Consider the following 22,593-nt stretch of genomic DNA (forward strand, 5'->3'; position numbering starts at 1 on the left):
AGCCGGCCGAGGAAGCCGTGGGTGCAAAGCCGTGGGTGCAAAGCCGTGGGTGCAAAGCCGTGGGTGCAAAGCCGTGGGTGCAAAGCCGTGCGGGGCAAAGCCGTGCGGGGCAAAGCCGTGGGGACCCGCGTGCCTCCTGCGGGGTCCCGCCTGCGTGCCCGGACTGAACAGCGGCATGGTCACACCGGCTTCTCGGCGGCCTGGATGCCCGTGGTTGGCATGGCCGAGCGAGCACGCGAGGGCGCGACGCCGGCTCGCCCGCAACACGACCGCGTCACTGACCATGTCCCAGATCTCACGGGGCCGTCGTACCGTTGCCGGCTCGTCCACGTGCCGCAGCTCTCACGCGTGCCGGCGCACCGCCGCCAGCTCGGCCACGCGCTACAGCTCCCACGCGTGCCGCCGTACCGTCGCCGGCTCGTCCGCGTGTCACGAGTCCCGCGGGGTGCCGTCGTAGACTCGCCGCATGGCTGGGCTGCAGCACAGCATCACGATCGCGGCGCCGCCCGAGCGGGTGTGGGCGGTGGTCGTCGACGTTGAGCGCTGGCCCGAGCGAATCCCGATGGTCGAGACCGTGGAGCGTCTGGACGACGGACCGCTGACCGTCGGATCGAGAACACGGTTGGCGCAACCGCGGCTGCCCACGGCGGTGTGGACGGTCACCGAGCTGACTGACGGATCGTCGTACACCTGGGACTCCAAGTCGTCCGGCGTCACCGTCACCGCGACCCACGTCGTCGAGCCGCACCCCGACGGAAGCCAACTGACGCTCACCGTGACGGTCTCCGGTCCACTGGCCGGAGTCGGCTGGCTGATGACACGCTCGCTGACCAAGCAGTACGTCGAGACCGAAGCCGCCTCCATCAAGAAGGCCGCCGAGACCTCAACCACGTAGACCGAGTCCGAAGCCGTTGGACGGTTGGCGTTCGACAACTCGCATGGGCGAGCACAGCACCCCGACCGCGAGCTGTCACGGTGCACAGCATCTGAGTCCTCCCGCGACTCGCGGTCACTCTCGACCACAAGTACGGGCGGCAGCCCGCCCAGGCGCGCGGCAGCTCGCAAGCTGAGGGTGGTGGGAGCGACCGCGAGCGCGCGACGCAGGAGCGGGCGTAGCCGGGTGCGTGGGCTAACCACAGCACTCACGGCACAGGAGTCGTTTGAGTGCTCGCGGTCGCCCCGACCACGCCGCGGTCGAGTGCAGGCGGCAGCCTGCAAATGCGCGGGGCAGCGCGGAAACCGAGGGTGGGTGGGAGCGAACGCGAGCACGCGACGCAGGAGCGGGCGTAGCCGGGCGCGTGGGGTCGACCACAGCAGTCGTTCAAGTGCTCCCGGCCACCCGACCGCGCCCGCAGTCGAGTGCAGACGGCAGCCTGCAAGTGCGTGCGGCAGCGCGCAGACCGAGGGTGGATGGGAGCGACCGGCGAGCACGCGACGCAGGAGCAGGCGTAGCGGGCGCGTGGGGTCGACCACATCAACCTTTGACAGCGCCGGAAGCCAAGCCTGAGACGTAGAAGCGTTGTAGGGCTACGTACAGGACCACGCACGGGATCATGGCTATGACCGAGCCGGCGACCAAGGAGCCGAAGTTCACCTCGCCATACGCGCCGGCCTGGACATTTACGAGGGCAACGGGAAGCGTGTAGAGCTCGTCTTTGGTGAGGAAGGTCAGAGCGCCGAGGAATTCGGTCCACGCAGCGAGGAAGGCGTAGAGCGCGACGGTGGCGGCGCCGGGGGTTACCAGCGGGCGGAGGACGGAGCCGATCATTCGGAGGGTGCCGCAGCCGTCCACGTGGGCGGAGTCTTCGAGCTCGACCGGGACCGAGGCGAAGGAGTTTCGCATCACGAAGACGCCGAAGGGGAGGTTGACCGTGGTGTAGAAGAGCACCAACCCGAGGAGGCTGTCGGTCAACCGGAGGACGTTCATCTCCAGATACAGCGGTGTCAGGATCGCCTGGAACGGGATCATCATCGACACCACCACCAAAGCGAACAGCAACGGCCCACTCCGGAACCGGAACCGTGCAAAGCCATAACCCGCAAGCGTCGCCAGTACGGCGGTCAGCGCCGCCGTGCTCAACGCGACGGCAAGACTGTTGCCAACGGCCCGGATCAGGTTGCCGGGACCCTCGATCAGCGTCCGGAAGTTGTCCAACGTCAGGTGGAAGAAGGTGGACCGGTCCGGCGCCGCGACGATCACGTCGTTCGGCTGCACCGAGCGGAACAGGGCCCACAGCAACGGTACGGCGAAGACGAGGAAGGCACCGCCACCGCCGACGACGTACAGAATGTTCTTCAGCCTCATCGGTCAGTCCCTCTCGCGGAGCAGCCAGAACTGGAAGGCGGTGACGAGGCCGACGACCACCACCAGCACGATGGACAGCGCGGTCGCGGCGCCGAGCTGGAGCTGCACGAAGGCGCGGTTGTAGATGTACTGGACGACCGTCGTGGTGTCGGTCCCCGGACCGCCGCGGGTCAGGATGTAGAACTGGGTGAACGCGAGCAGCGAGCCGACCACCGAGATGATCACCGCCATCGCGATCGTCCGGCGGAGCACCGGGATTGTGATCTCCCGCTCCTGCTGCCACCAGGTTGCCCCGTCCAGCTCGGACGACTCGTAGAACTCGCGCGGGATGGCCTGCATGCCGGCCATCAGCAGCATCATCGTCAGCCCGGACACACCCCAGATCACCAGCACGCAGATGAGCCCGGTCGCGAGCGGGCCGTCCACCAGCCAGGCCGTGGTGCCGTCGGTGATGCCGAGGGTGCGGAGCACGATGTTGATCGCGCCGCTGTCGGGCTGGGCCTCTAGGACGGTGACGAAGCTCAGCGTGGACAGGCCGACGACGAACGGCAGGAAGAAGATCGTTCGCAACAGCGTGGAGCCGCGCCGCTTGCGCCGTACCAGGACTGCGAGCGCGTAGCCGAGCACCAGGATCGGCCCGGTCACGATGACCGTGTAGAGCAGGGTGTAGAGGACCGACTTCGCGAACGCGGCGTCGGAGACGATCGCGGTGTAGTTCTTCACGCCGCTGAACTTGACCGTGCCGATCAGCGGCCAGTTGGTCAGCGAGATCACCAGCGCGAACCCGAGCGGGACCAGGACGAAGACAGCGACGAACAGTACGGCGGGTGCCACCAGCAACAACCCGGTCCGCGAGGGATGGGTCAGCGACCCCTGCCCAACCCGCCGGCGCGCGGCGGCACTGGCTTTGCGGGCGTCGGGATCGAGCCGATGCGAGCTCCGAAGCGCCCTACTCATCGGCGTCCTCGCTTCGCTCCGGGCGCCGATGAGGCACAAGGTACGCAGTGCTTGATGATGAACTCGCTTCGCTCGTTCATGCTTGCCCCTGGGCCAGGATGCGGTCGAAGTTGCTTTGGGCTTCCTTCATGGCGGCCTCCAGCTCGCCGTCGAACACTGCCCGGCGGAACATCTGCAGCCACGGGCCGTCCGGCTGGTTGTAGAGCAGGTTGTAGGACAGCGTGGTCGGCGCGTACCCCTCCGAGATCCGCTCCAGCGGCAACGTCGCGAGCGGGAACTTCTCCGCGAACTCAGGGGTCCGGGCGTCCGATCGCACCGGCGTGTAGCCGCCGGCCGGCAGCTCGACCTGCTGCGGCAGGTCCAGCGCGAACCGGACGAACTCCCAGGCGCCGGACGCGTTGCGGGCCCCGCGCGGGATGCACATGTTGTCGCCGCCGTCGAAGAAGGCCGCCCCACCGTCCGGGCCGGACAGCAACCGGGGCGTCACCTTCTGGTGGAAGGCCTCGTCGGACGCGGACACGACCACGCTGTAGTTGGACGGGAAGATGCCGATCTTGCCGGCCCGGAAGTCGCTGCCCCACCGGGACGCGTCGTCGGAGAAGTTCGCCCGCGGCACCAGGCCGTCGACCCAGAGCTGCCGGTGCAGCTCGAGCATCTGCCGGACCACGTCGTTCCCGACGATGTCGCCGGACTGCTCGCCGATCGTGCCCTTGATCAGGTCGGTGTCGGCGGCCCAGATCATCGGCTGTACGACGAAGCCGAGAGCGCCGGGGCTGTTCGCCGGGAAGCTCCACGCGTAGATGTCGTCGCCGAGCTTCCGTAGCTTCCGCGCGGCGTCGAGCAGACTGTCGAACGACGTGATCGCCTGCGAAGGGTCGACGTCCGCCTTGTCGCACAGCTCGGTGTTGAACCAGAACATCGAGTTGTCGGCCAGGTAGGGCACGCCGAACACCCGGTCGTCCTTCGTCGCGAGCCGCAGGTGGCCGGGGCTGAGCTTGTCCCGGTAGTCCAGCGCCTGCAGAGGTTCGGTCAGGTCGGTGAACGCGTCGCGGTAGATGAACAGCATCGAGTTGATGTCGTCGATGTCGACCAGGTCCGGCACCTCCCGGCCGCGGATCGCGGTCGCCAGCTTGGTCACGTACTGGGCGTCGAGCACCGGGGTCAGCTCGACCGTGAGCCGGTCCTGGGACGCGTTGAACTTCTTCACCAGGTCGGTCAGACCGGATTGGGTGGCCGCTCGGCACCAGACCTGCACGGTGCCGGTGGCGTCCTGCCCGAAACCCGCCGCCTGGACGTCGGGTTCGGGCAGGACGGAGCTGCAGCCCGGCACGGCGCCGGCCGCGGTCGCCGCAGCCGTGAGACCAAGGAACTTCCGCCGGGTCAGCATGATCAGGTCCTGGGCAGCCAGACGCGCATGGCGCCGATCTCGCGGTTGGCCCAGGCGTAGTACGGCACCGCGACCACGTCGACCTCGTCGCCGGTCCCGTCCTGAGCAGACGACGTGAACGGCCAGCCGCCCTGGTGACCGGTGCCGATCCGGCCACGGGTCGTCAGCACCGTGACGCCGTCCAGCAGACCGTCTTCGTGGCTGCTGGCAACCGATGCCGAAGGCAACAGGTACAGGTCGTCGACGTTCGCCGCGTTGTCCACCTGCTCCACCGCGTAGACCAGCGGACCGCGTTCCAGCGCGACACACCCACGTACAGCGTCGACGCGCGGATCGGCCCCGACCACCCGAGTTGCCAGCGGCAACTGCAGGTCGATCTCCTGAGCTTCGACACGAGCGTAGGTGCCCGCCTCGACAGGCTTGCCGTTGACAGTCGCACCCTCGGCCCAGGCCGGAATTCGCAGCTCGACAACGGCGGGCGCGTTGGCGGTGATGCGGACGGCGCCATCCCAGGGATAGGCAGTCTCGACCTGAACCTCGACATCATCAGCCCTAAGAACGCCGGCCGCGTACTGGTGGAGCTGGACGACGCCGTCGCTCGTGCTTGCCAGGTAGCCGTCGAGGCTGGCCAGGGTGCGCATGATGTTCGGCGGGCAGCACGCGCAGTCGAACCAGCCGCGCCGGCCGTGCGCCGGGCTGCGGCCGTTGTCGGGGTGCGCGCCGCCGCGCAGCTGCAACGGGTTGACGTAGAAGTACTCGGTCCCCTTCAGCGAGACGCCGGCCAGGAACCCGTTGTAGAGCATCCGCTCGATGGCATCGCCGTACGACGCCTCACCCGTGGCGAGCAGCATCCGCCAGGCCCACTGGATGCCGCCGATCGCCGCGCAGGTCTCGGCGTACGCACGGTCCGGCGGCAGCTCGTACTCGTCGCCGAACGCCTCGCCCTCCCAGCGGGCGCCGAGCCCGCCGGTGACGTACGTCTTCGTCGACCACATGTGCTCGAACTGCCGCTTCAGCGCGTCGAGCAGGTCGGTGTCGCCGGTCTCGAGCGCGACGTCCGCGGCGCCGGCCGCGAGGTAGACGGCGCGGACCGAGTGCCCTTCGACCGTGGTCGCCTCGCGGACCGGGAGCCGGTCGGAGAAGTACGTCGGCTCGTGGCCGTGCTCCTTGATGATCCCGTGGCCGCGCGCCTCGACGAACCACTTGGCCAGGTCGAGGTAGGCCGCCGTACCGGTTTCTCGATACAGCTCGACGAGCGCCATCTCGATCACCGGGTGACCGTCCACGTCGACCGTCTGGCCCTCGCCGTCGCCGAAGGTGGCGACCAGGTGGTCGGCGATCTTGGTCGCGACCTCGAGCAGCTCGCGGTCGCCGGTGCAGCGGACCTGGGCGACCGCGGCCTGGATCAGGTGACCGGCGCAGTAGTGCTCGTGGCTCCAGACGAGCTGCTTGTAGCGACCCTCGTCGCCGTACCTGAGCTGGACGACCGAGTCGAGGTAGCCGTCGTCCTGCTGGGCGGCGGCGACGATCGCGGTGATCTCGCGCTGGCGCGAGAGCAGCTCCTCGCTCGGGTTCCGGCCGTACTCCCAGGCGGCGGCCTCGAGCCACTTGTAGACGTCGGAGTCGGCGAACACCGGGCCGATCGCCTCGCCCTCACCCTCGCCCTCGGTCCTACGCAGCCCCGCGGCGAGCCGGAGGTTCTGCAGGTTGCCGGCCGTCTCGAGCTGGTCCTGGCCGCTCGGGATCGCGCTCTCGCCGTTGCGGGCCTGGCGGGGCGCCCAGAAGCCGCCGGTGATCGTGGCCTGGCCGAGGCCGAGTGGTTGCCAGCGGCCGCGCGTGCTCGCGGCGGGACTCCGGGAGGTGGTGACTGCGTCCGGGGAAGCACTCATAGGGGAAGCTCCTGAGGGGGTCACGGAAAGGAACACGGAAAATCCAGAACACGTTTTCCTTGACGAAGCTAGAGACGCGAGCCGACCTGGTCAACCCCTGGGACCTGGCGAAATCCGGACAAGCCGGGATTCGTGCTGTACTGTTTCCGGAAAGTTCGGAAAGGAGTTGCCGGATGGCGTCACGTGGTCCCTCGCTGCCCCGGATCACCGATGTGGCCGCGTTGGCAGGCGTCTCCACGAGTACGGCGTCCAAGGCGCTGAACGACACCGGTCAGCTCCGCGAGGAGACCCGGGAGCGGGTACGGCGTGCCGCCGAGCAGCTCGGATTCACGCCGGACAGCCGCGGCCGCGCGCTGTCGTCCGGGCGCAGCTTCACAGTCGGCCTGATCACCACCGACAGCTCCGGACGCTTCAGCATCCCGATCATGCTCGGCGCCGAGGACGCGCTCAGCGCGGGCGAGATGGGCCTGCTGCTCTGCGACACCCGCGACGACCCGCTGCGCGAGCAGCACTACCTGCGTTCGCTGGTGTCCCGGCGGGTGGACGGCATCATCGTCACCGGGCGACGGACCGAGCCGCGGGTGCCGATCGACGTACCGATTCCCGTCGTCTACGCGTTCAGCCCGTCCACCGATCCGGCCGACACGTCCGTGATCGTGGACGACAACGGCGGCGCCGCGTCGACTGTGCAGCACCTCCTCAGCCTCGGCCGTCGGCGGATCGCGCACATCACCGGGCCGTCGTCCCACCACAGTGCCCAGGTCCGGGCCGCGGCCACAGTCGCGACGGCAGGCGATGCGTTGGTCGGCGAACCGCTGCACGGCGAGTGGAGCGAACGCTGGGGCCGGCATGCGGTCGACGTCCTGCTGCGTACGTCGGCGGACGTCGACGCGATCTCGTGCGGCAGCGACCAGATCGCCCGCGGGGTGTGCGACCGGCTCCGTGAGCTCGGCCGGTCCGTCCCCGACGACATCGCGGTCACCGGCTACGACAACTGGTCGGTGATGGCGCTCGCCAGCCGGCCGCCGCTGACGACTGTCGATCTCGAGTTGGAGGAGCTCGGCCGCCGTACCGCCAATCTGCTGCTGGACGCGATCGCGGGCTCGGCGCATCCCGGCGTGATGGCGCTGACGACCCGGTTGGTGACCCGGGAGTCGACGCTCGGCACCTGAGTCACCAGATGGTCGCTCGGCGGACCGCCATTGTCCGTCTGGCCTCGGTAGATTCACCGGGTGCTGCGCAAGCTCCTGATCGGTCTCGCGGTGATCGCCACGCTGGTGGCGGGGGTGGGCACCGCGCGCCTGGTGCTGCCCCGGACCGATCCCACCGGCGGCGTGGTCAAGCAGCTCGCGTTCCTGCGGGCCGAGATCGAGGACGGCGCCGACCACGCCGCGCAGCAACAGTTCCCGGAGGGCTACTTCTTCCTCAACGCGCTGTACGGGCTGACCTGGGTCCAGGTCGGCCTCGCCGATCCTTCCCGGTCGGTCGATGCGGCCGGTGAGGCACGGTGGGCCCTCGACCGGCTGGAGTCGCCGGACGGGACTGCGGTCTTCGACTCCTCACTGCGACCGAAGTACGGCGTCTTCCACGCCGGTTGGACGAACTACCTGCGCGCCGGGGTCATCGCGTTGAAGCACGCCGACGCAGCCGAGATCGACAACTTCACCCGGGCCTCGGTAGAGCTCGCGACCGCGTTCCGGACCGCGAAAACGCCGTTCCTGCAGGCGTATCCGGGCCAGGCCTGGCCGGTCGACTCGACGGTCGCGATCGCCTCGTTGCGCGTACGACGCCCTCGTCGCACCGCGGTTCGGCTCGACCACGGAACGCTGGCTGGCCGCTGTGAAGACGAAGCTCGACCCGGCGACCGGCCTGCTGCCGCATCAGGTCGAGCCGGAGTCGGTCGGTGCGCGGGCGACGTCGCAGAGCATGATCCAGCGGTTCCTGGTGGAGATCGACCCGGCGTTCGCACGGGCGCAGTACGAGATCTTCCGGGACAAGTTCGTCGCCGGCTTCGGCGTTCGCGAGTATCCGAAGGGCGTCGGCGGGCCGGGCGATGTGGACTCCGGCCCGCTGATTCTCGGGATCAGCCTGTCGGCGACCGTGGTCACGATGGGCGCCGCCAGAGTTGCGCACGATCCGCTGGCCGACCGTCTCGCCCGCGAAGGCGACCTGCTCGGCCTCCCGATCAGCGGCCTGAAGACGAAGCGCTACGCCCTCGGCCAGGTCCCGATCGGCGACGCCTTCCTGGCCTGGTCCCTCTCCGCACGCCCACTCGTAGGCAGCGACCAGCCGGAGCTCAAAGGCAACTCCGGCTGGTGGCGGGCTCCCTGGCTGCTGCTGATCTGGCTACCAGCACTGATCCTGTGGCTCGCGGCCGGATTCAGAGGCCGCCCCCGAGGACGCCGCCGAGCGCGCTGAGCTTGCGCGGCAGGTCGTACTCCGCGCCGCCCTCGTGGCCGTTGTAGGTGAACACCTCGAGCTGCGCCGGACCGCCGTACCGGTGGTACGCCGCGAAGACCGTGGACGGCGGGCAGATGTTGTCCATCAGCGCGACCGAGAACCAGGCCGGGCAGGTCGCTCGGGCGGCGAAGTTCACCGCGTCGAAGTACGACAGCGTGCTCATCGCGGTCTCGATACCGGTGCGGTGTCCCTTGAGCCAGCGGGCGATCTCGGCGTACGGCCCGTTGTCGGTGATCTGCGACGCCCGCCGGAAGTGACACAGGAACGGTACGTCGGCAATCGCAGCGGACACGTCGTCGCGCAGACCGGCGACCGCCAACGCGAGCCCACCGCCTTGGCTGCCTCCGACCAGGGCGACGCGAGAACTGTCGACGTCCGGATGGCTCTTCACCGCGTCGACTGCGCGCACGGCGTCCGTGATCAGCCGCCGGTAGTAGTGCTTACGGGGATCCTCGATGCCTCGGGTGAGGAAGCCGGGTGACGACGAGCCGTGGCCGTCCGGCGCGATGTCCGGAGTGTCCGCCACGGTCTTGCCACCACCGCCTTGGCCGCGGTTGTCCATCACGAGGTGCGCGTACCCGGCCGCACTCCAGGTCAGCCACTCGTAGGGGATGCCGCGGCCGCCGTTGTAGCCGATGTACTGCACGACCGCGGGCAACGGTCCGCTCCGATGACGTGGCAGGAGCAGCCACGCCTTGACCGGTTGACCGCCCCAGCCGCTGAACGTCACGTCCTGGACGTCCACGGTCGCCAGTCGCGCGGCGTACGGCTCGAACGTGGCGTCGATCGGGTGCCCGGCCGCGTCCGTCAGCGTCTGCTTCCAGAACGCGTCGAAGTCCGCGGGCTCCTCGGGCTCCGGCCGGTACTCACGCAACCGGTCCAGGGGCATGTCAACCAGCATTGGGTTCTCCTCAGCGGAAGGTAGCGGTCAGGGTTGCGCCGTGGCGGTTTGCAGTGTCAGCGACCAGGCGCCAGCCGGACTCGGTGCGGGTCGCCTGGACGCCGGCGTCGGCCGACACCAGGCGGAGACCGGGCTTGGCGAGTTCGACTGTGACCGACGACGAACGCTGCTGGGTCGGGTCCGAGATGGCGACCTTGCCAGCGGCAACTACGACGGACGCCGGGCCGTCGGTGCTGAGCTCGGCGACCACGCCGGCCGTCCAGAAGTTCGCCGCGAGAACGTTGCGCAGCCGGATCGCATGCACTGTCGTGTCCGCGCGCAAACGAGTGACCGGCAGCCGGCAGGCGAAGGTCTTGGTCGCCTCGAGCGTGGCCGTGGGCAGCTGCACGTAGTAGTAGCCCTGGGCAACGGGCGCGGTGCCGTGGTCGATCCAGACGGTCTGGTACGGCCTGGTGACCGGCGTGTCGGTGCCGTACTTGAGGTTGATCTCACGCCAGGTCGCCGTACGGCTCTCCCGGAGCGTGCGGACGGGTGTGCGGTCAGGGAAGACATAGCCGCCGGTGCCGGCCAGGTGGCACCAACCGGGTGCGGCGGTGAACGTCTCGTCGCCGATCCGGAGCTTGCGGTTCTCCACGATCGTCTCGACCGCGCCCTCACCGGTGATGCCGGAGCCGAGGCAGACGAGGACGTCGTCGATCAGGAACCAGCTCTTCAGGGCGGTTAGGCCGGTTCCGTACCCGCGCAGGTCCATGCCGTAGGCGCCGATCGTCCGGCCGGGGACCGCCGTACCTCCGACCCAGTCGGCATCGCTCGTGGTGCGGAAGCCGTACGAGTCGGCCAGACTGCGGGTGTCGACCGTTGTGCCCGGCAACCGGTAGGGGTCGACCGTCGGCCAGTAGTCGCCCGAGTAGTGGCCGAGGTCGTCGTCGTACACCTGCAGCATCCCGTCGGACAGGTGCCAGCCGTGCAGGTTCTCGGTCTGGATCGACTCGTAGTTGTAGACCCGGGACGAGTACGCGCTCAACCCGACGGTGAACGCCGGCCGGTGATGCGCCACCTTGTCCATCCGCGGGTACTGCTTGTGTACGACGAGCGCACCACGCGCCGGCGTGGCCCACGCCAGGACGGCCCGGGCCGCGACCAGCGAGGCCGGGTCGGTGACCGCCAGGAAGTCGCGGAACGTGTCCTCGGTGATCCACTGCTTCACCAGCGCGATGAGCCGGGTCGCGCGCTCGGCCGGCGCGGCCGGGATCAGCCGGAGCGTTCCCTCGATGATCGTCTGGGTCGGCGCGTGGTTCTGCTTGCTCGGTCGTGCGATCTCGCGGCCGCACACCGAACCCATCATGTCGCCGCGGACCATCAACGGATCGAACGCGTCGTCGATCCAGCGGTAGATGTTGTCGAGGTCCGGATCGGTCACGGTCCACTGCGTGCCACCGAGGAGGTAGAGCAGTGAGGACAAGGTGCCGAGCAGTTCCTTGCCGTAGCCGCCGTTGTACGGGTGCTTGTAGTGCTGGAGGAACGAGCCGTCGCTGTAGAAGCCCTCGCCGGTGCCGTTGTCGGTCCGGCCGGGTGCGTCGTTGAACGCGAGCACACTGTTCGCGCCGTCGCCCTCGACATCGCTGATCGCGTCCCGGACCCGGGTCAACGCGCCGGTGTCGCCGTCCAGCACGGCCCGGACGGCGACGACCGTGGCGATCCAGACCCGGTTCGCGCCGGTGGCGATCTGCCGGTTGGCCCGCCAGAGGTTCGGGTCCGGGGTGTAGTGGTTGATCGCGGTCGTGTACGTCGTCCGCAGGTCGGCCGGCATCGCGTCGTACAGCAGGACGAGGGTGTCGGCGAAGGCTCCGGCCGCGCCGATCTCCCAGTCGTAGTCGTTGTCGTACCGCGGCAGCGTCGGGCTGTAGCGGTTCGTGTGCATCCACTCGAGCGCGCCGAGGATGTCCGCGGCGACGCTCGCGTTGCCCGCGTACGCCGAGCCGTTCGTGGCCCAGGCGACCGCGAGCTGCTTGATCCGGCGGAAGTTCGAGGCGACGTGGTTGGACAGCGTCGTACTGGCGAGGTCCGGCCAGAGCGTCGTACGTGTCGCGGACCGGTCGAGCGTGGTGAGGGCGGAGCGGGCGGCCTTGTCGATCCGGGCGATCGCGACGGCGAGGTCCGGGTCGGCGGGGTCGACGGTCGGTCCACCGGTGAGCAACGTGTGCCAGCGCAGGCGCAGCTCGTCGGTCGGGCCGGCCGCCCAGGAAGTTGCCGGTACGGCGAACAGCGCCGCGGAGCCGATCATCCCGCCGAGGACCGTGCGCCGGCGGAGGGTGAGGTCTGACATAGGAGTCCTCTCAAAGAGACAGGGCGATCGCCTTCGCGCCGACGGCGTTCGGGTGCAGGCCGTCGCCGCTGTCGAAGGCCGGCCGCAACCGGGCCGGGTCGGACGGATCCCGCAGTACGGCGTCGATGTCGACGACTCGGTCGAAGATACGTCCGGATCGGAGTACGGCGTTCACCTGGTGGCGGACGTGGTCGAGGGCTTCGGTGTAGCGGATCCAGCCCTCGAACGGGCCGATGGTCGCGCCGAGCACCTCGAGATCGTGGTCACGGGCGCGCCGGGCGAGCTGCTCGTAGCCAACCAGCAGGCGGGTCGGGTCGGTCTGGCTCGGTGGTTGCTGGATGTCGTTGATGCCGAGAAACACGAGCACTGCTTGGAGTCCGGGCAACGCGAGGACGTCGCGGTCGAACCGTGCCTGTCCACTCGGACCGAACCGGGCGTCGTCGAGCAGCAGGCGGTTGCCGCTGATCCCCAGGTTCGCGACGGCCGGGCGGTGGCGGAAGCGGGCGGCGTACTGATCCGGCCAGCGTAGGTTCGCGTCGTCGGGTGTCCCCACTCCCTCGGTGATCGAGTCACCGAGGACCGCGAGCGACCGGCGGCCGTCGGCTCGTACGTCGACGCCGTTGAGCAGGAAGACCGACTTCGTCGGCCGATCCCCGATCAGGCCGGTGGCGTGCACGTTCCGGTGGAAGCTCACCGAGCCAGTCGGACCGGGCAGGTACATGCTGACTTGCAGATCGCCGCCGTCCGGCACCACCACGTCCACGGGATCACTCACGACCGTCGCTCCGGCCGCAAGCAGCACTTCCTTCTCCCTGCCGAACAGCACCGCAGTCCCGTTGGCGAAGACCGAACCGATGACGATGGGTTGAGCCCCGAACGGATTGGCGAACCGGAGCCGCAAACCACCCGACGACCCGGCTGACAAGTGGATGGTGTTGTGGATCGTGGTGTCGGTGAAGCCGGTTGTGGCGTCGGCGTCGGTGGCAGTCGGGGCGGTCTGAGCGGTCGCCCAACTGGTGACCCACCTGCGACGCGGCGACGCCGCGGCAGCCGTGACGGTTGCGTCGACAACCGTCCCGCCGACCAATCCACCGAGTGCGCCACCGAGGACCACCCGGCGGGACGGAGTCGGCATCAGCAGGCCGCGGTGGGGTTGAAGTCGGCGCCGTACGTGCCGACGGAGTTGCCGCCGGTGTTGCCGGACATCGTGTTGCCGCAGATCTGGTCCTGCGGTGTGCGCATGAACTTGATGCCGCCGGCCGCGTTGCCGGTGATGGTGTTGCCGTACACGTCGTTGTCGATGCCGTCGGTCTCGGTGTCGCCGCCGAGCCGGACGCCGGCGCCCGTGTTGTCGTGGATCGTGTTGTAGCGGAAGGTGTTGCCGCTCCCCCGGGCGTCGAGGCCGCCCGAGCTCGGGTCCTTCTGCGCGGAGCAGTCGTTGTACTCGACGATGTTCGCGGTCGCGTTCTCCTTCACGTCCACGCACTCGTTGCCCGCGGTCGCGATCGTGTTGTGGTGGATCCGGTTGTTCCGGCTCCGGTCCGGCTGGTCGTCCGGGGCGCCGTTCTCACCTTGTTGCTCGGGCGCCGTGCCGACGTAGATGCCCTCACCGTTCTTCCCGCCACCGGCGAACTTGAAGTCGAAGATCCCGCACGGCCCGACCGTGTTGTCGTGCACGTCGGCGTTGGTCACCAGGTACCGGAGCCGCACGCACTCGCCACCGGCGTTCTTCAGCGTCATGTCGCTGATCGTCAACGTGCCGACGCCGTCGCCCGGGCTCGTGCTCATCACGTAGATCAACTTGTCCCGGTAGCGGGAGGCGCTGGACGACGATCCGTGCAGACCGTCGATGGTGAAGCCGTCGAGCGTCACGCCGTCGTGCCGGACCTGGAAGATCCGTGAGTTGCCGGCACCCTTGACCACCGCGGTGGCCGGGCCGGTGATCGTGACCCCGGAGCGGATGGTCACGGCGTCCTGGAGATAGGTGCCTGAGGCAAGGTGCACGGTCGCGTCCCGGGGCGCGGTGTCGAGGGCCTTCTGGATGGTCGCGAACGGCGCTCCGGACGACGTACCGGAGTTGGAGTCGCTGCCGGAGGGTGAGACGTAGTAGTCGGTCGCGGCGTGCGCCGGTACGGCGGGGAGCGCCAGCGCGGCGCTGAGCAGCAGGATCGGGACAGCTCTGGACATGGTGGTCCTCCTTGTTGGGGCGGTCGGGGCGGAACTATGCGTGGTCGGCGACGAGCAGGCCGACCAGGACCGGAACGGTGGTGCCAAGGAGTAGCGGGCCCGCCGGAACGACGAGCGAGAAGACCGGCGCGGCGACGGCCGCGCCGAGCAGAGCAGTGCCGCGAGGCACCGACGTGAAGGCAAGCTGGAACGCAGTACGGCGCCACTCGGCCGGCGAGCCACCTGGAGCGCGGCCGGCGCTGACGGCCAGCGCCAGGTGATAGGTGACCGCAGCCGCGATCAAGCCGACGTGGATCATGAACAACGCAACGACGATCGGACCGGAGTGTCCGGCCAGGAACGACAAGTTGCAGGCAGCAACCAGAGCCGCGACGGTCACGGCGATGGAGTGTGGCAGCAGCGGACGCCAGTACCGGCGCCATCCGGTGAACACCCCGGCGAAGCACCGCGTGTCGCCATCGGTCCGCCAGCGGTTCAGCGCGAACCCGACCGCCGCCAGCGCCGGCAACCAGGTCACCACGCCGAGGCACACGATCGAGAACGCCGCACCCGCCAGCACTGGACTGGCGAGCCAGCCCAGCCAGTCGAGCGCCCGCCGGGTCATACCGTGATCCTGCGGTCCGCGGACCGGATCACGGCTTTCGCCTGCGCCGCGATGCCCTCGCCCTCGATCACCCCGTCGTCGTCCGCCAACAGGACGGTTTCCTCGTCGAAGGTGATGCCGACCCCGCGTGTGAGGTCGAGCCGACGAGCCGTTGGCGGCGCGGGCCGGAGCGCCGAGGTCGGTTCGACGGTCGTGACGAGCGTCGCCGTCGTCCGGTGTTCGGCGGTGGCTCGCAGCGTGTGAAGGGTGCGGGTCAGCCGGAGGCTCGGGGTGCTCGACGTCGGGTTCGCCTCGACTTCGGTCACGGCGAACTCGACGGTCAGCGGCGTGTGCAGGCGGACCCAAGCCTGCGCGGATCCGGATCGCAGCACGATCTCGTCGCCGTACTCGATCGGCCAGTCCGCGTGCAGGAGCAGCGTCCAGTCACGCGGCTCCGCTGCGGCACATCGATCCACCAGGACCAATCGGCCTGCCGGGGTGAACACGAGCGTGCGGTCGAGTCGCGTGATGCCGAGCTCGGCCGGGTACATCGCCGCGATCTGCGCCGTCGCGTGCACCACACCATCGGCCGCGAGTAGGTCGACCATCCGCGCCTGGCGCTCGTACGGCGCGCCCTTGTAGACGTGGTACCGATCCTCGTCCGCGAACCCGTGGCCGTCGACCAGGATCAGGTTGTGGTCGCCGGCCCGCTTCCGATTGCTGTAGCCCTCGTCGACGGCCAGGAACGAGCCTCGGGAGGTGAGCACGAACGACCCCGCGTCCGGATGGTGGTGCCCGGCGCTCAACGTATCCCATCCACGCTCGGCGTCCAGACGGTGTGAGGTCTCCCAGGCCTGGTGCCCGCCACCCGGGGACGCCTTGAACGACACCATCGTCGCGTCATCGTCCCAACCGGTCCGCGCGGTCACCAGGCCGAGGTCCGGGAAGTACGCCGACAGCGGTGTGCTCTTCTCCGGCGGCACGGGCTGCACGGACTCGTCGTACCAGAGCAGCTCCAGGTAGGCCTCCGGCATGACGCCTGGCTTCACACCACTCGCGTACGCCTCCCGCCAGAAGAACCGGTGAGCGACGAGCTCGCCAAGCCACTGCGCCTCACCGATCCGGTAGGCCGCCGCGAGCTTGTAGTACAGGGCGACGCTGTGGCCGCTGCGCCGGTCGTGACAGTCACCGTGGTCGATGTTCTCCTCGAATCCCGGCGCACACTGTTGCAGCCGGTAGGAGAACGTGTTCGCCAGGAATCGGCACCGATCCCACCAGTCCAGGCCTTCCCGGTCCTGCAGCAGATCCAGGTACGTCGCCAACCACGGAACGCCGTACCGCCAGTAGACGACGCCTTCCATGTCCGACCCGTCGGCCGGCAGCAGATCGATCACCGTCGCGAAGTTCGCCTTCGCGCGCTCGGTCCACTCCGTCCGGCCGAGCGCGTACCCGGCGGCCGCCAGGCCGGTGTAGCAGATCCAGTTGTGGTTCTGCCAGTACGACGAACTCCACCAGGAGCCCTCGGATTCGACGGCGAACTCGTACAGCCGAGTGCCTTGCAGCTCCAGCTTTGCGCGCAGTTCGTCGGCGTCCTCGAAGTCGTCACCGAGCCAGGTCGAAGCCAGCGACAACCCGTGCAGCAGCCAGCCGGCGTCGAGGTCGTGGTCCGGCATGTGCGCCTTGCCCCAGTGCGGGAAGCCGATCGCCGCGGAGATCCAGCGGGCGGCCTCGGCCCGGTAGCCGGGGTTGCCGGTGAGCCGGTAGGCAAGCGCCAGGTTCGCGGCGGCCGGACCGAGGTATGTGATGCTCGCCGACGGGTGCTCGGCCGGCGGAGTCTGAGTGCGGTACCCGTCGCACTGCTCACGCAACCGGCGCCACCGGGCCGCGTGCCGGCCGTCGAGTCCGTCCCGTAGTTCGTCGAGGCGATGCTCGATCAGCATCAGCGCCCTCCGATCCGGTGCTCGTGACCGTCGACAGTGAGCACGTCGCCGGTCACCTCGACGTCCACGGGAGTGGTCGAGTAGACGGAACAGAAGGTCGCGTCGGTGCCGACAGCAGTCCAGTCCAGGGCGGTCCGAGTCCGCTGCGGGTCGTCGGCCGGACCGGGACCGGGTCGCGTCACCGGGACCGCGTCCGCGAAGTGGTAGCCGTACAACGTCTCATCACCTGACCACGTGGTGCGGACCACCTCCGGCGTGACTTCCACCGTCAGCTCCACGTCCGGCCGGAATTGCAGGACGATCTCCCGCTCGCGATCCGCCGTCACCCGAACGAGGTCGACGAGATAGCCGTCGCCCGCGATCACCTGCCGTGTCGCCTGGACGCCGGGATACCAGTCGCTGACCTCGGCGGTCACCGATGACGGCGTTGTCCGCACGGTGCCGGTGGCTTCCGCGGGTTCCAGGCCGTCGATGCGGATCGTAGGGTGCGCTGCCGCGGACTTGTAGTGCCGGCGCCACTCAGCATGGCCGTAGGGCACCTGCCCCGGATCCGGCTGCCACGGCGTCGTCGCGCCGTACAGGTAGAGCGCGAGTTTGTCGTGGTGCCCGTGCGAGCCGCCGTGTGGCCCGTGGTCGAGGATCGCGTGGATCCCGCCGACGCGGGTCACCGCATACGAGCCGGTGAGCGGCTTGGGTGACACCGCGCCTGATCGCGGTGGTCTGGCGAACCAGCCGGTCAGCTTGTCCTCGAGTCCGTCGTACCCAGCGCCGACCTCTGCAAGCGCGCGATCAGCTACTGCGTCCAGCCCGTGCCCGGTCGTGAACTGCCGGGCGAGGGCAACGATCTCCAGCCACTCGAGGGCGAGCGGCACCCGACGGTACGGGCCGTCGTGCAGCGCCGGAAGGATGCCGCCGTCGGTCGCGATCCCGGCGAGCGCACCGATCATCGCTTCGAGCCGGTCCGGCACCTGCGCCGGGTCGAAGCCGCGCAGGCTCAGCAGGTACGCCCGCAGCACGAAGCCGTGGTAGTACGTGCTCGCCTCCCACTCCCAGCCGTCCTCGCCGGTCGACACGTCGAGGTGCGCGAACTGGCCGTGCTCACCGGTCAGCCACTCCTTCTCCGCGTCCCACTCCTCGCCGCGCACGGCAGCCGCGGCCTGGCTCGCCGTCGTGCCCAGCGCGTTGAACCAGGCCGTGTAGTTCGACGAGAACTTGTCCTGGGCAACCATCGCGTCGCGGGCCCGCCGGGCTCCGGCGACCATGTCGTCGAGCATCGGCAGGGTTTCGGTGAGGTCGGCGCGACCGGCGAGGTTCGCGATGGCGTGCGCGATCGGCACACCCCAGACCGCATCGGTCAGCGCCTGGTGGAAGAGCCGCCCGCGTTGCATCCAGCCCTGCGCCTGCTCATGCTCACCGGCCTTGGTGAGCTCCAGGTAGAGCCGCGCGTACGACGTGAGCAGCTCGGCACCACCGCCGTTGTACGAGAGCAGCCGGATCCGTCGCGCCCACCAGTGGTGCGCGAGCACCCGCCAGGCGCCGCGCACCGCCTCGGTGTCGACGTGGCAGCCGTGCGCGCACGGTACGCCGCCCGCCGGAAACTCACCGGTTTCGAACCCGACGTGCTCGAGCTCGACACCGTGCGCGGGGCAGACGTACTCGTGCCACCAGCCGCCGCGCTCAGCCGGTGGATGCCCGGTCAACGCGGCCATGTGCCACCGTCGATGTCGATGGTGATCCCGGTCAGGTAGCCCGAGGACGGCAGTGCGAGGAAGCGGACTGCGTTCGCCACGTCCTCGACCTGGCCCGGGCGGCCGATCGGGGTCGCGGCGACCATGTTCGCCTGGGCCTGCTCGGTCGAGAAGGTCTGGTGGAACGCCGTCTCCGCGATGTACCCGGGTGCGACCGAGTTGACCGTGATGCCTTGCGGACCGAGCTCCTTGGCCAGGCCCTTGGTGAACCCGCGGATCCCGGCCTTGGCCGCCGCGTAGATCACCGAGCCCGGTCCGCCGCCGTTGTGCGCGGCCAGCGAGGCCATCGTGACGATCCGCGGATTGGCGGACTGGGCCAGGTGCGGGATCGCGGCCCGGGTGGTGCGGAAGGTCGCGCCGAGGTTCACGTCGACGACCTGCTGGAAGTGCTCGTCGGTCATCTCCTCGACCTTGACCCGGCCGATCAGGTGGCCGGCGTTGCAGACCAGGACGTCGAGCCCGCCGAGGAACGCGATCGTCTCGTCCAGCAGCCGGTCGACCTCCGCCGTACTCGTGACGTCGGCGCCGACGGCGATCGCCTTCCGGCCGAGCGCCTCCACGTCGGCGACGGTCTGCGCGGCGGCGTCCGCGGACCTGCCGTAGTGGACCACCACGTCCGCTCCGGCAGCCGCCAGGCCGAGCGCGATCCCGCGGCCGATGCCGTGTCCGGCCCCGGTCACCAGCGCCCGCGTGCCCTGCAGTTCCTCGGTCATAGGTTGCTCTCCTTCGACTGTGTCATTTGATGCCCGCGGTCGCGAAACCTTGGACGAAGTAGCGCTGGCCGATCAGGAACAGCACCACCATCGGGACCGTGGCCAGCGTGGTGCCGGCCATCAGGAAGGCCCACTGGGTGTCGTTCTCGGTCCGGAACACCGACAGCCCGACCTGGATCACCCGCAGGTTGTCGCTCTTGGTCACCAGCAGCGGCCAGAGGAAGTTGTTCCACGACCCCTCGAAGGTGAGCAGCGCGACGGTGATGAACGCGGGCTTCACCAGCGGCGTCATGATCCGGGCGTAGATGCCCAGCTCCCCCAGGCCGTCCAGCCGGGCTGCCTCCTCGAGCTCCACCGGCAGGTCGAGGTAGAACTGCCGGAACAGGAACACCGAGAACGGGCTGACCGCACCCGGGATGATCAGCGCCCACCAGGTGTCCAGCCACCCGGTGCCGCCCTGGCCGGTGATGTCGTTGCCGCCGAACAGCGGCATGAACCGCACGATCAGGAACTCCGGCAGGATCTTCGTGTACGTCGGGATCATCAGCGCCCCGACGAAGCCGAGGAAGATCAGCGTGCTGCCGCGGAACCGCAACCGGGCCAGCGCGTATCCGGCCATCGACGCGATCACCACGTTCAGCACGGTGTGACTGAATGCGATCACGAAACTGTTCCGCGCGTACGTCGCGAACGGCGCCGCGTCGAGGGCGTCGGCATAGTTGCCGAAGGCCCATTCCGTCGGGAGCAGCCGGACCGGGGTGGCGGCGATGTCGGCCGGGGTCTTCACCGAGGTGAGCAGCATCCAGACGAACGGGACGATCATCACCACCGCAATCGCGGTCAGCGTCAGGTACAGCGCGATCCGGCCGGCCCGGACCCGCCGGACGGCGTCAACGGCCGGCACGGTCGCCTCCGGTGATCCGCCGGTTCGCCAGGGTCAGGACGAGCAGCAGCGCGAACAGCACCAGGCTCTGCGCGCAGGCGTATCCCATCCGGAACTCCCGGAACGCCGACTTGTAGATCTCGTAGGTCATCATCGTGGTGCTGTTCGCCGGACCGCCGTCGGTCAGGATGTACACCTGGTCGAAGGACTGGAACGCGCCGATCACCGAGGTGACGAAGACGAAGAAGGTGGCCGGCTTGAGCAGCGGCACGGTCAGGCTGAAGAACTGCCGGACCTTCGAGGCGCCGTCCACCGACGCCGCCTCGTAGAGCTCGGCCGGCAGGTTCTGCAGCGCGGCCAGGTAGATCAGCATCTTCAGCCCGATCCCCTGCCAGATGCCGACCACGATCACGGCCGGCATCGCCCAGTCCGTCGAGGACAGCCAGTTCGGCCCGGACAGGCCGAGGAACGACAGCACCGCGTTGGCCAGGCCGCTGCGTGGGTCGTAGATCCACAGCCAGACCAGCGCGACCGCGATCGTCGCGGTCACCTGCGGGATGAAGATCGCGGTCCGGAAGATCGCCCGGCCGGTCAGCTTCGTGTTCAGCATCAGCGCGATCAGCAGCGCGATCGACATCGCCACCGGCACCGTGAAGAACGTGTAGACGCTGGTGTTCAGCACCGCCCTCCGGAACACGTCGTCGCCGAGCAGGTCGCGGAAGTTCTCCAGCCCGACGAACCGCGGCGGCGTCAGGACGTCGTACGACGTGAAGCTCAGCACGACCGCCGCGACCAGCGGGATGCCGATCCAGACGAGCGAGTGCAGCAGGGCGGGCGCGACCATCAGCAGGCCGGCCCGGCGCCGGCCTCGCGACAGCCGGCGCCCCGGCGGGGTGGGGGCCGGACCGGGTACGGCGTCGCGCACCCGCTCCGGCGTCGTCAACATCGTTCCGCTCACAGCCGGGAGATCGCTTCCTTGCTCAGGCTCGCCAGCTCGTCGATCGCTTCCTTCGCGGTCCGCTGACCGACCACGGCGGTCTCCAGCGTGGTCTTGATCTTCTCCCGGATCTCCATCCAGGCCGCCGTACCGCCCTCGGATCGGGCCTTGCTCATGTTGTCCAGGGCAAGCTTCACGAAGCCGTTGTTCTGCACGTAGTCCGACGTCCGCAGATCCTGGACGCCGGGCACCGAGCCGCGCTGCTGGGCGGTCGGCAGGATCGTCTCCGGGGTGCCCATGAACTCCACCAGACTCTGCGCGGCGGCGGCGTGCTTGGTCGAGGCGGAGCGGGCCACCAGGGTCCCGCCCTGCAGCATCGCGGGCACCCGGTTCGCCAGGATGAACGCGCCGACCTTGTCCTCCTTCAGCAGCTCCGGGTTCTGCTGCTGCAGCTGCACCCACAGGGAGTTGTTGGCCATCATCATCGCCGAGCGGCCCTGCGCCAGCGTGCTCGGCTGACCGGCCGCGGTCTTGAACGAGAAGTCGCCCGACTTGTCCTTGAGGACATCGAGGAACAGCTGCAAGGCCTCGACTCCGCGCTCGTCGTTGAACCGCACCTCCTGGCCGGACTCGTCGAACAGGTTGCCGTCGTTGGCGAACAGGAAGGTCTCCCAGCACTGCCGCAGATCGATCGAGAACGGGTCGAACCCGACCCGGGTGAGCTTGCCGGAGCCGTCGGTCCGGGCCAGCTCCTTGGCCATCGCGCGCAGCTCGGCCCAGTCCTTCGGCGGCTGCTTGATCCCGGCCTCGGCGAACATGTCCTTGCGATAGGTGACGATCCGGGTGTCCAGCACCAACGGGAGCGCGTACAGCTTGCCGTCGTACCGGGACGGCTCGAGGACCCGGTCCTCGTAGTCGAAACGGGTGGCCAGCGAGTCCGGCAGCGGCGCGAGCACCTTCTTGTGCGCGAACGGTGGGATCCAGCCGACGCCGAGCATCACCACGTCCGGCATCAGGCCGCCGGCCAGGCCGGTGGTGAGCTTCTCGTTCAGCGCGGCGTACGTCGTGTAGTCGACCTTGACCGTGACGTTCGGGTTCTGCTGCTTGAACGCGGGCAGCAGCTTGCCCTCCAGCAACTGCTTGCCGGTGCTGCCCTCGAAGATCGGGGTGAGCAGCGTGATCTCCCCCTCGGCGGGTCCGTCGGCGGCCGCCTGGCCGGCGTCGGACGGCGCCGCGGAACACCCGGTGGCCGCGGCGAACGCGCCGAGGCCGAGGGCCGACAGGACTGATCTACGGGAGTACTCCATGGCGCGCCTTTCGTGGTGCTGCGGAAGTGGAGTGGTGCAACGATCTACCAGCCGGAGCGGCGCTGCTGAT

Annotated in this window: 19 protein-coding genes; 3 read left to right on the forward strand and 16 right to left on the reverse strand. The window is 69.1% G+C overall.

Going from position 1 to position 22,593, the window contains the following annotated elements; translation table 11 throughout:
* The first annotated feature begins 466 nt into the window (after positions 1-466).
* Entirely contained in the window at positions 467-895 is a 429-nt protein-coding gene (locus AB0H36_RS38700; protein ID WP_360535347.1) for an SRPBCC family protein, read from the forward strand.
* Positions 896-1,474: 579 nt separating this feature from the next.
* Here the strand turns inward: AB0H36_RS38700 and AB0H36_RS38705 are convergent.
* From AB0H36_RS38705 to AB0H36_RS38720, 4 genes are all read right to left on the reverse strand, one after another.
* Positions 1,475-2,305: a carbohydrate ABC transporter permease gene (locus tag AB0H36_RS38705; protein WP_360535349.1), complete on the reverse strand. Its 831-nt coding sequence runs from the start codon at positions 2,303-2,305 to the stop codon at positions 1,475-1,477.
* A 3-nt stretch (positions 2,306-2,308) separates the two neighbouring features.
* On the reverse strand, positions 2,309-3,262 hold the full coding sequence (locus AB0H36_RS38710) for a sugar ABC transporter permease (protein WP_360535351.1): 954 nt from the start codon (positions 3,260-3,262) through the stop codon (positions 2,309-2,311).
* A gap of 76 nt (positions 3,263-3,338) precedes the next feature.
* Positions 3,339-4,649 carry an extracellular solute-binding protein gene (locus AB0H36_RS38715; RefSeq protein ID WP_360535353.1) on the reverse strand — a complete coding sequence of 437 codons (1,311 nt, stop codon included), beginning with the start codon at positions 4,647-4,649 and terminating at the stop codon, positions 3,339-3,341.
* 2 nt (positions 4,650-4,651) lie between these two features.
* A complete protein-coding gene (locus AB0H36_RS38720) occupies positions 4,652-6,538 on the reverse strand; it encodes a beta-L-arabinofuranosidase domain-containing protein (RefSeq protein ID WP_360535355.1) in 1,887 nt (628 codons plus the stop codon).
* Between the two features lie 173 nt (positions 6,539-6,711).
* On the opposite strand from AB0H36_RS38720, the gene AB0H36_RS38725 reads away from it, so the two are divergent.
* The gene (locus tag AB0H36_RS38725; RefSeq protein ID WP_360535357.1) at positions 6,712-7,710 is read left to right on the forward strand and encodes a LacI family DNA-binding transcriptional regulator; all 999 of its coding nucleotides are present in this window, start codon (positions 6,712-6,714) and stop codon (positions 7,708-7,710) included.
* Between the two features lie 431 nt (positions 7,711-8,141).
* On the opposite strand, the gene AB0H36_RS38730 is transcribed toward AB0H36_RS38725, so the two are convergent.
* Positions 8,142-8,339: a hypothetical protein gene (locus AB0H36_RS38730; protein WP_360535359.1), complete on the reverse strand. Its 198-nt coding sequence runs from the start codon at positions 8,337-8,339 to the stop codon at positions 8,142-8,144.
* Positions 8,340-8,377: 38 nt separating this feature from the next.
* On the opposite strand from AB0H36_RS38730, the gene AB0H36_RS38735 reads away from it, so the two are divergent.
* Positions 8,378-8,956: a hypothetical protein gene (locus AB0H36_RS38735; RefSeq protein ID WP_360535361.1), complete on the forward strand. Its 579-nt coding sequence runs from the start codon at positions 8,378-8,380 to the stop codon at positions 8,954-8,956.
* Here AB0H36_RS38735 and AB0H36_RS38740 read toward each other — a convergent pair.
* Genes AB0H36_RS38740 through AB0H36_RS38790 form a run of 11 tightly spaced genes read right to left on the reverse strand, consistent with a single transcriptional unit; the run spans position 8,919 to position 22,523 of the window.
* Complete coding sequence (locus AB0H36_RS38740) at positions 8,919-9,899, reverse strand: acetylxylan esterase (protein WP_360535363.1); 981 nt, start codon at positions 9,897-9,899, stop codon at positions 8,919-8,921. The two genes, AB0H36_RS38735 and AB0H36_RS38740, sit on opposite strands and share 38 nt — an antisense overlap.
* Positions 9,900-9,909: 10 nt before the next feature.
* A complete protein-coding gene (locus tag AB0H36_RS38745) occupies positions 9,910-12,225 on the reverse strand; it encodes a polysaccharide lyase 8 family protein (RefSeq protein ID WP_360535365.1) in 2,316 nt (771 codons plus the stop codon).
* 10 nt (positions 12,226-12,235) lie between these two features.
* The gene (locus tag AB0H36_RS38750) at positions 12,236-13,360 is read right to left on the reverse strand and encodes a GDSL-type esterase/lipase family protein (protein ID WP_360535367.1); all 1,125 of its coding nucleotides are present in this window, start codon (positions 13,358-13,360) and stop codon (positions 12,236-12,238) included.
* Positions 13,360-14,412: a right-handed parallel beta-helix repeat-containing protein gene (locus AB0H36_RS38755; protein WP_360535369.1), complete on the reverse strand. Its 1,053-nt coding sequence runs from the start codon at positions 14,410-14,412 to the stop codon at positions 13,360-13,362. The genes AB0H36_RS38750 and AB0H36_RS38755 overlap by 1 nt, the downstream gene beginning before the upstream one ends.
* A gap of 34 nt (positions 14,413-14,446) precedes the next feature.
* Positions 14,447-15,016: a hypothetical protein gene (locus AB0H36_RS38760; RefSeq protein WP_360535371.1), complete on the reverse strand. Its 570-nt coding sequence runs from the start codon at positions 15,014-15,016 to the stop codon at positions 14,447-14,449.
* The gene (locus tag AB0H36_RS38765; RefSeq protein WP_360535373.1) at positions 15,013-16,935 is read right to left on the reverse strand and encodes a heparinase II/III family protein; all 1,923 of its coding nucleotides are present in this window, start codon (positions 16,933-16,935) and stop codon (positions 15,013-15,015) included. Before AB0H36_RS38765 ends, AB0H36_RS38760 begins: the two co-directional genes overlap by 4 nt.
* Positions 16,935-18,644: a heparinase II/III family protein gene (locus AB0H36_RS38770; RefSeq protein ID WP_360535375.1), complete on the reverse strand. Its 1,710-nt coding sequence runs from the start codon at positions 18,642-18,644 to the stop codon at positions 16,935-16,937. Before AB0H36_RS38770 ends, AB0H36_RS38765 begins: the two co-directional genes overlap by 1 nt.
* A complete protein-coding gene (locus AB0H36_RS38775) occupies positions 18,632-19,396 on the reverse strand; it encodes an SDR family oxidoreductase (RefSeq protein ID WP_360535377.1) in 765 nt (254 codons plus the stop codon). The genes AB0H36_RS38770 and AB0H36_RS38775 overlap by 13 nt, the downstream gene beginning before the upstream one ends.
* Positions 19,397-19,418: 22 nt before the next feature.
* The gene (locus AB0H36_RS38780; RefSeq protein WP_360535379.1) at positions 19,419-20,300 is read right to left on the reverse strand and encodes a carbohydrate ABC transporter permease; all 882 of its coding nucleotides are present in this window, start codon (positions 20,298-20,300) and stop codon (positions 19,419-19,421) included.
* The gene (locus AB0H36_RS38785; protein ID WP_360535381.1) at positions 20,287-21,237 is read right to left on the reverse strand and encodes a sugar ABC transporter permease; all 951 of its coding nucleotides are present in this window, start codon (positions 21,235-21,237) and stop codon (positions 20,287-20,289) included. Before AB0H36_RS38785 ends, AB0H36_RS38780 begins: the two co-directional genes overlap by 14 nt.
* The gene (locus tag AB0H36_RS38790; RefSeq protein ID WP_360535383.1) at positions 21,234-22,523 is read right to left on the reverse strand and encodes an ABC transporter substrate-binding protein; all 1,290 of its coding nucleotides are present in this window, start codon (positions 22,521-22,523) and stop codon (positions 21,234-21,236) included. The genes AB0H36_RS38785 and AB0H36_RS38790 overlap by 4 nt, the downstream gene beginning before the upstream one ends.
* Positions 22,524-22,593 lie beyond the last annotated feature (70 nt).

The organism is Kribbella sp. NPDC050820 (assembly GCF_040653975.1).
Lineage (GTDB): Bacteria > Actinomycetota > Actinomycetes > Propionibacteriales > Kribbellaceae > Kribbella.

What these genes read in the sequence shown, in the direction of transcription:
- AB0H36_RS38700 (WP_360535347.1), top strand. Translation starts at nt 467, where the DNA reads ATGGCTGGGCTGCAGCACAGCATCACGATCGCGGCGCCGCCCGAGCGG.
- AB0H36_RS38705 (WP_360535349.1), bottom strand. Translation starts at nt 2,305, where the DNA reads ATGAGGCTGAAGAACATTCTGTACGTCGTCGGCGGTGGCGGTGCCTTC.
- AB0H36_RS38710 (WP_360535351.1), bottom strand. Translation starts at nt 3,262, where the DNA reads ATGAGTAGGGCGCTTCGGAGCTCGCATCGGCTCGATCCCGACGCCCGC.
- AB0H36_RS38715 (WP_360535353.1), bottom strand. Translation starts at nt 4,649, where the DNA reads ATGCTGACCCGGCGGAAGTTCCTTGGTCTCACGGCTGCGGCGACCGCG.
- AB0H36_RS38720 (WP_360535355.1), bottom strand. Translation starts at nt 6,538, where the DNA reads ATGAGTGCTTCCCCGGACGCAGTCACCACCTCCCGGAGTCCCGCCGCG.
- AB0H36_RS38725 (WP_360535357.1), top strand. Translation starts at nt 6,712, where the DNA reads ATGGCGTCACGTGGTCCCTCGCTGCCCCGGATCACCGATGTGGCCGCG.
- AB0H36_RS38740 (WP_360535363.1), bottom strand. Translation starts at nt 9,899, where the DNA reads ATGCTGGTTGACATGCCCCTGGACCGGTTGCGTGAGTACCGGCCGGAG.
- AB0H36_RS38745 (WP_360535365.1), bottom strand. Translation starts at nt 12,225, where the DNA reads ATGTCAGACCTCACCCTCCGCCGGCGCACGGTCCTCGGCGGGATGATC.
- AB0H36_RS38750 (WP_360535367.1), bottom strand. Translation starts at nt 13,360, where the DNA reads ATGCCGACTCCGTCCCGCCGGGTGGTCCTCGGTGGCGCACTCGGTGGA.
- AB0H36_RS38755 (WP_360535369.1), bottom strand. Translation starts at nt 14,412, where the DNA reads ATGTCCAGAGCTGTCCCGATCCTGCTGCTCAGCGCCGCGCTGGCGCTC.
- AB0H36_RS38760 (WP_360535371.1), bottom strand. Translation starts at nt 15,016, where the DNA reads ATGACCCGGCGGGCGCTCGACTGGCTGGGCTGGCTCGCCAGTCCAGTG.
- AB0H36_RS38765 (WP_360535373.1), bottom strand. Translation starts at nt 16,935, where the DNA reads ATGCTGATCGAGCATCGCCTCGACGAACTACGGGACGGACTCGACGGC.
- AB0H36_RS38770 (WP_360535375.1), bottom strand. Translation starts at nt 18,644, where the DNA reads ATGGCCGCGTTGACCGGGCATCCACCGGCTGAGCGCGGCGGCTGGTGG.
- AB0H36_RS38775 (WP_360535377.1), bottom strand. Translation starts at nt 19,396, where the DNA reads ATGACCGAGGAACTGCAGGGCACGCGGGCGCTGGTGACCGGGGCCGGA.
- AB0H36_RS38790 (WP_360535383.1), bottom strand. Translation starts at nt 22,523, where the DNA reads ATGGAGTACTCCCGTAGATCAGTCCTGTCGGCCCTCGGCCTCGGCGCG.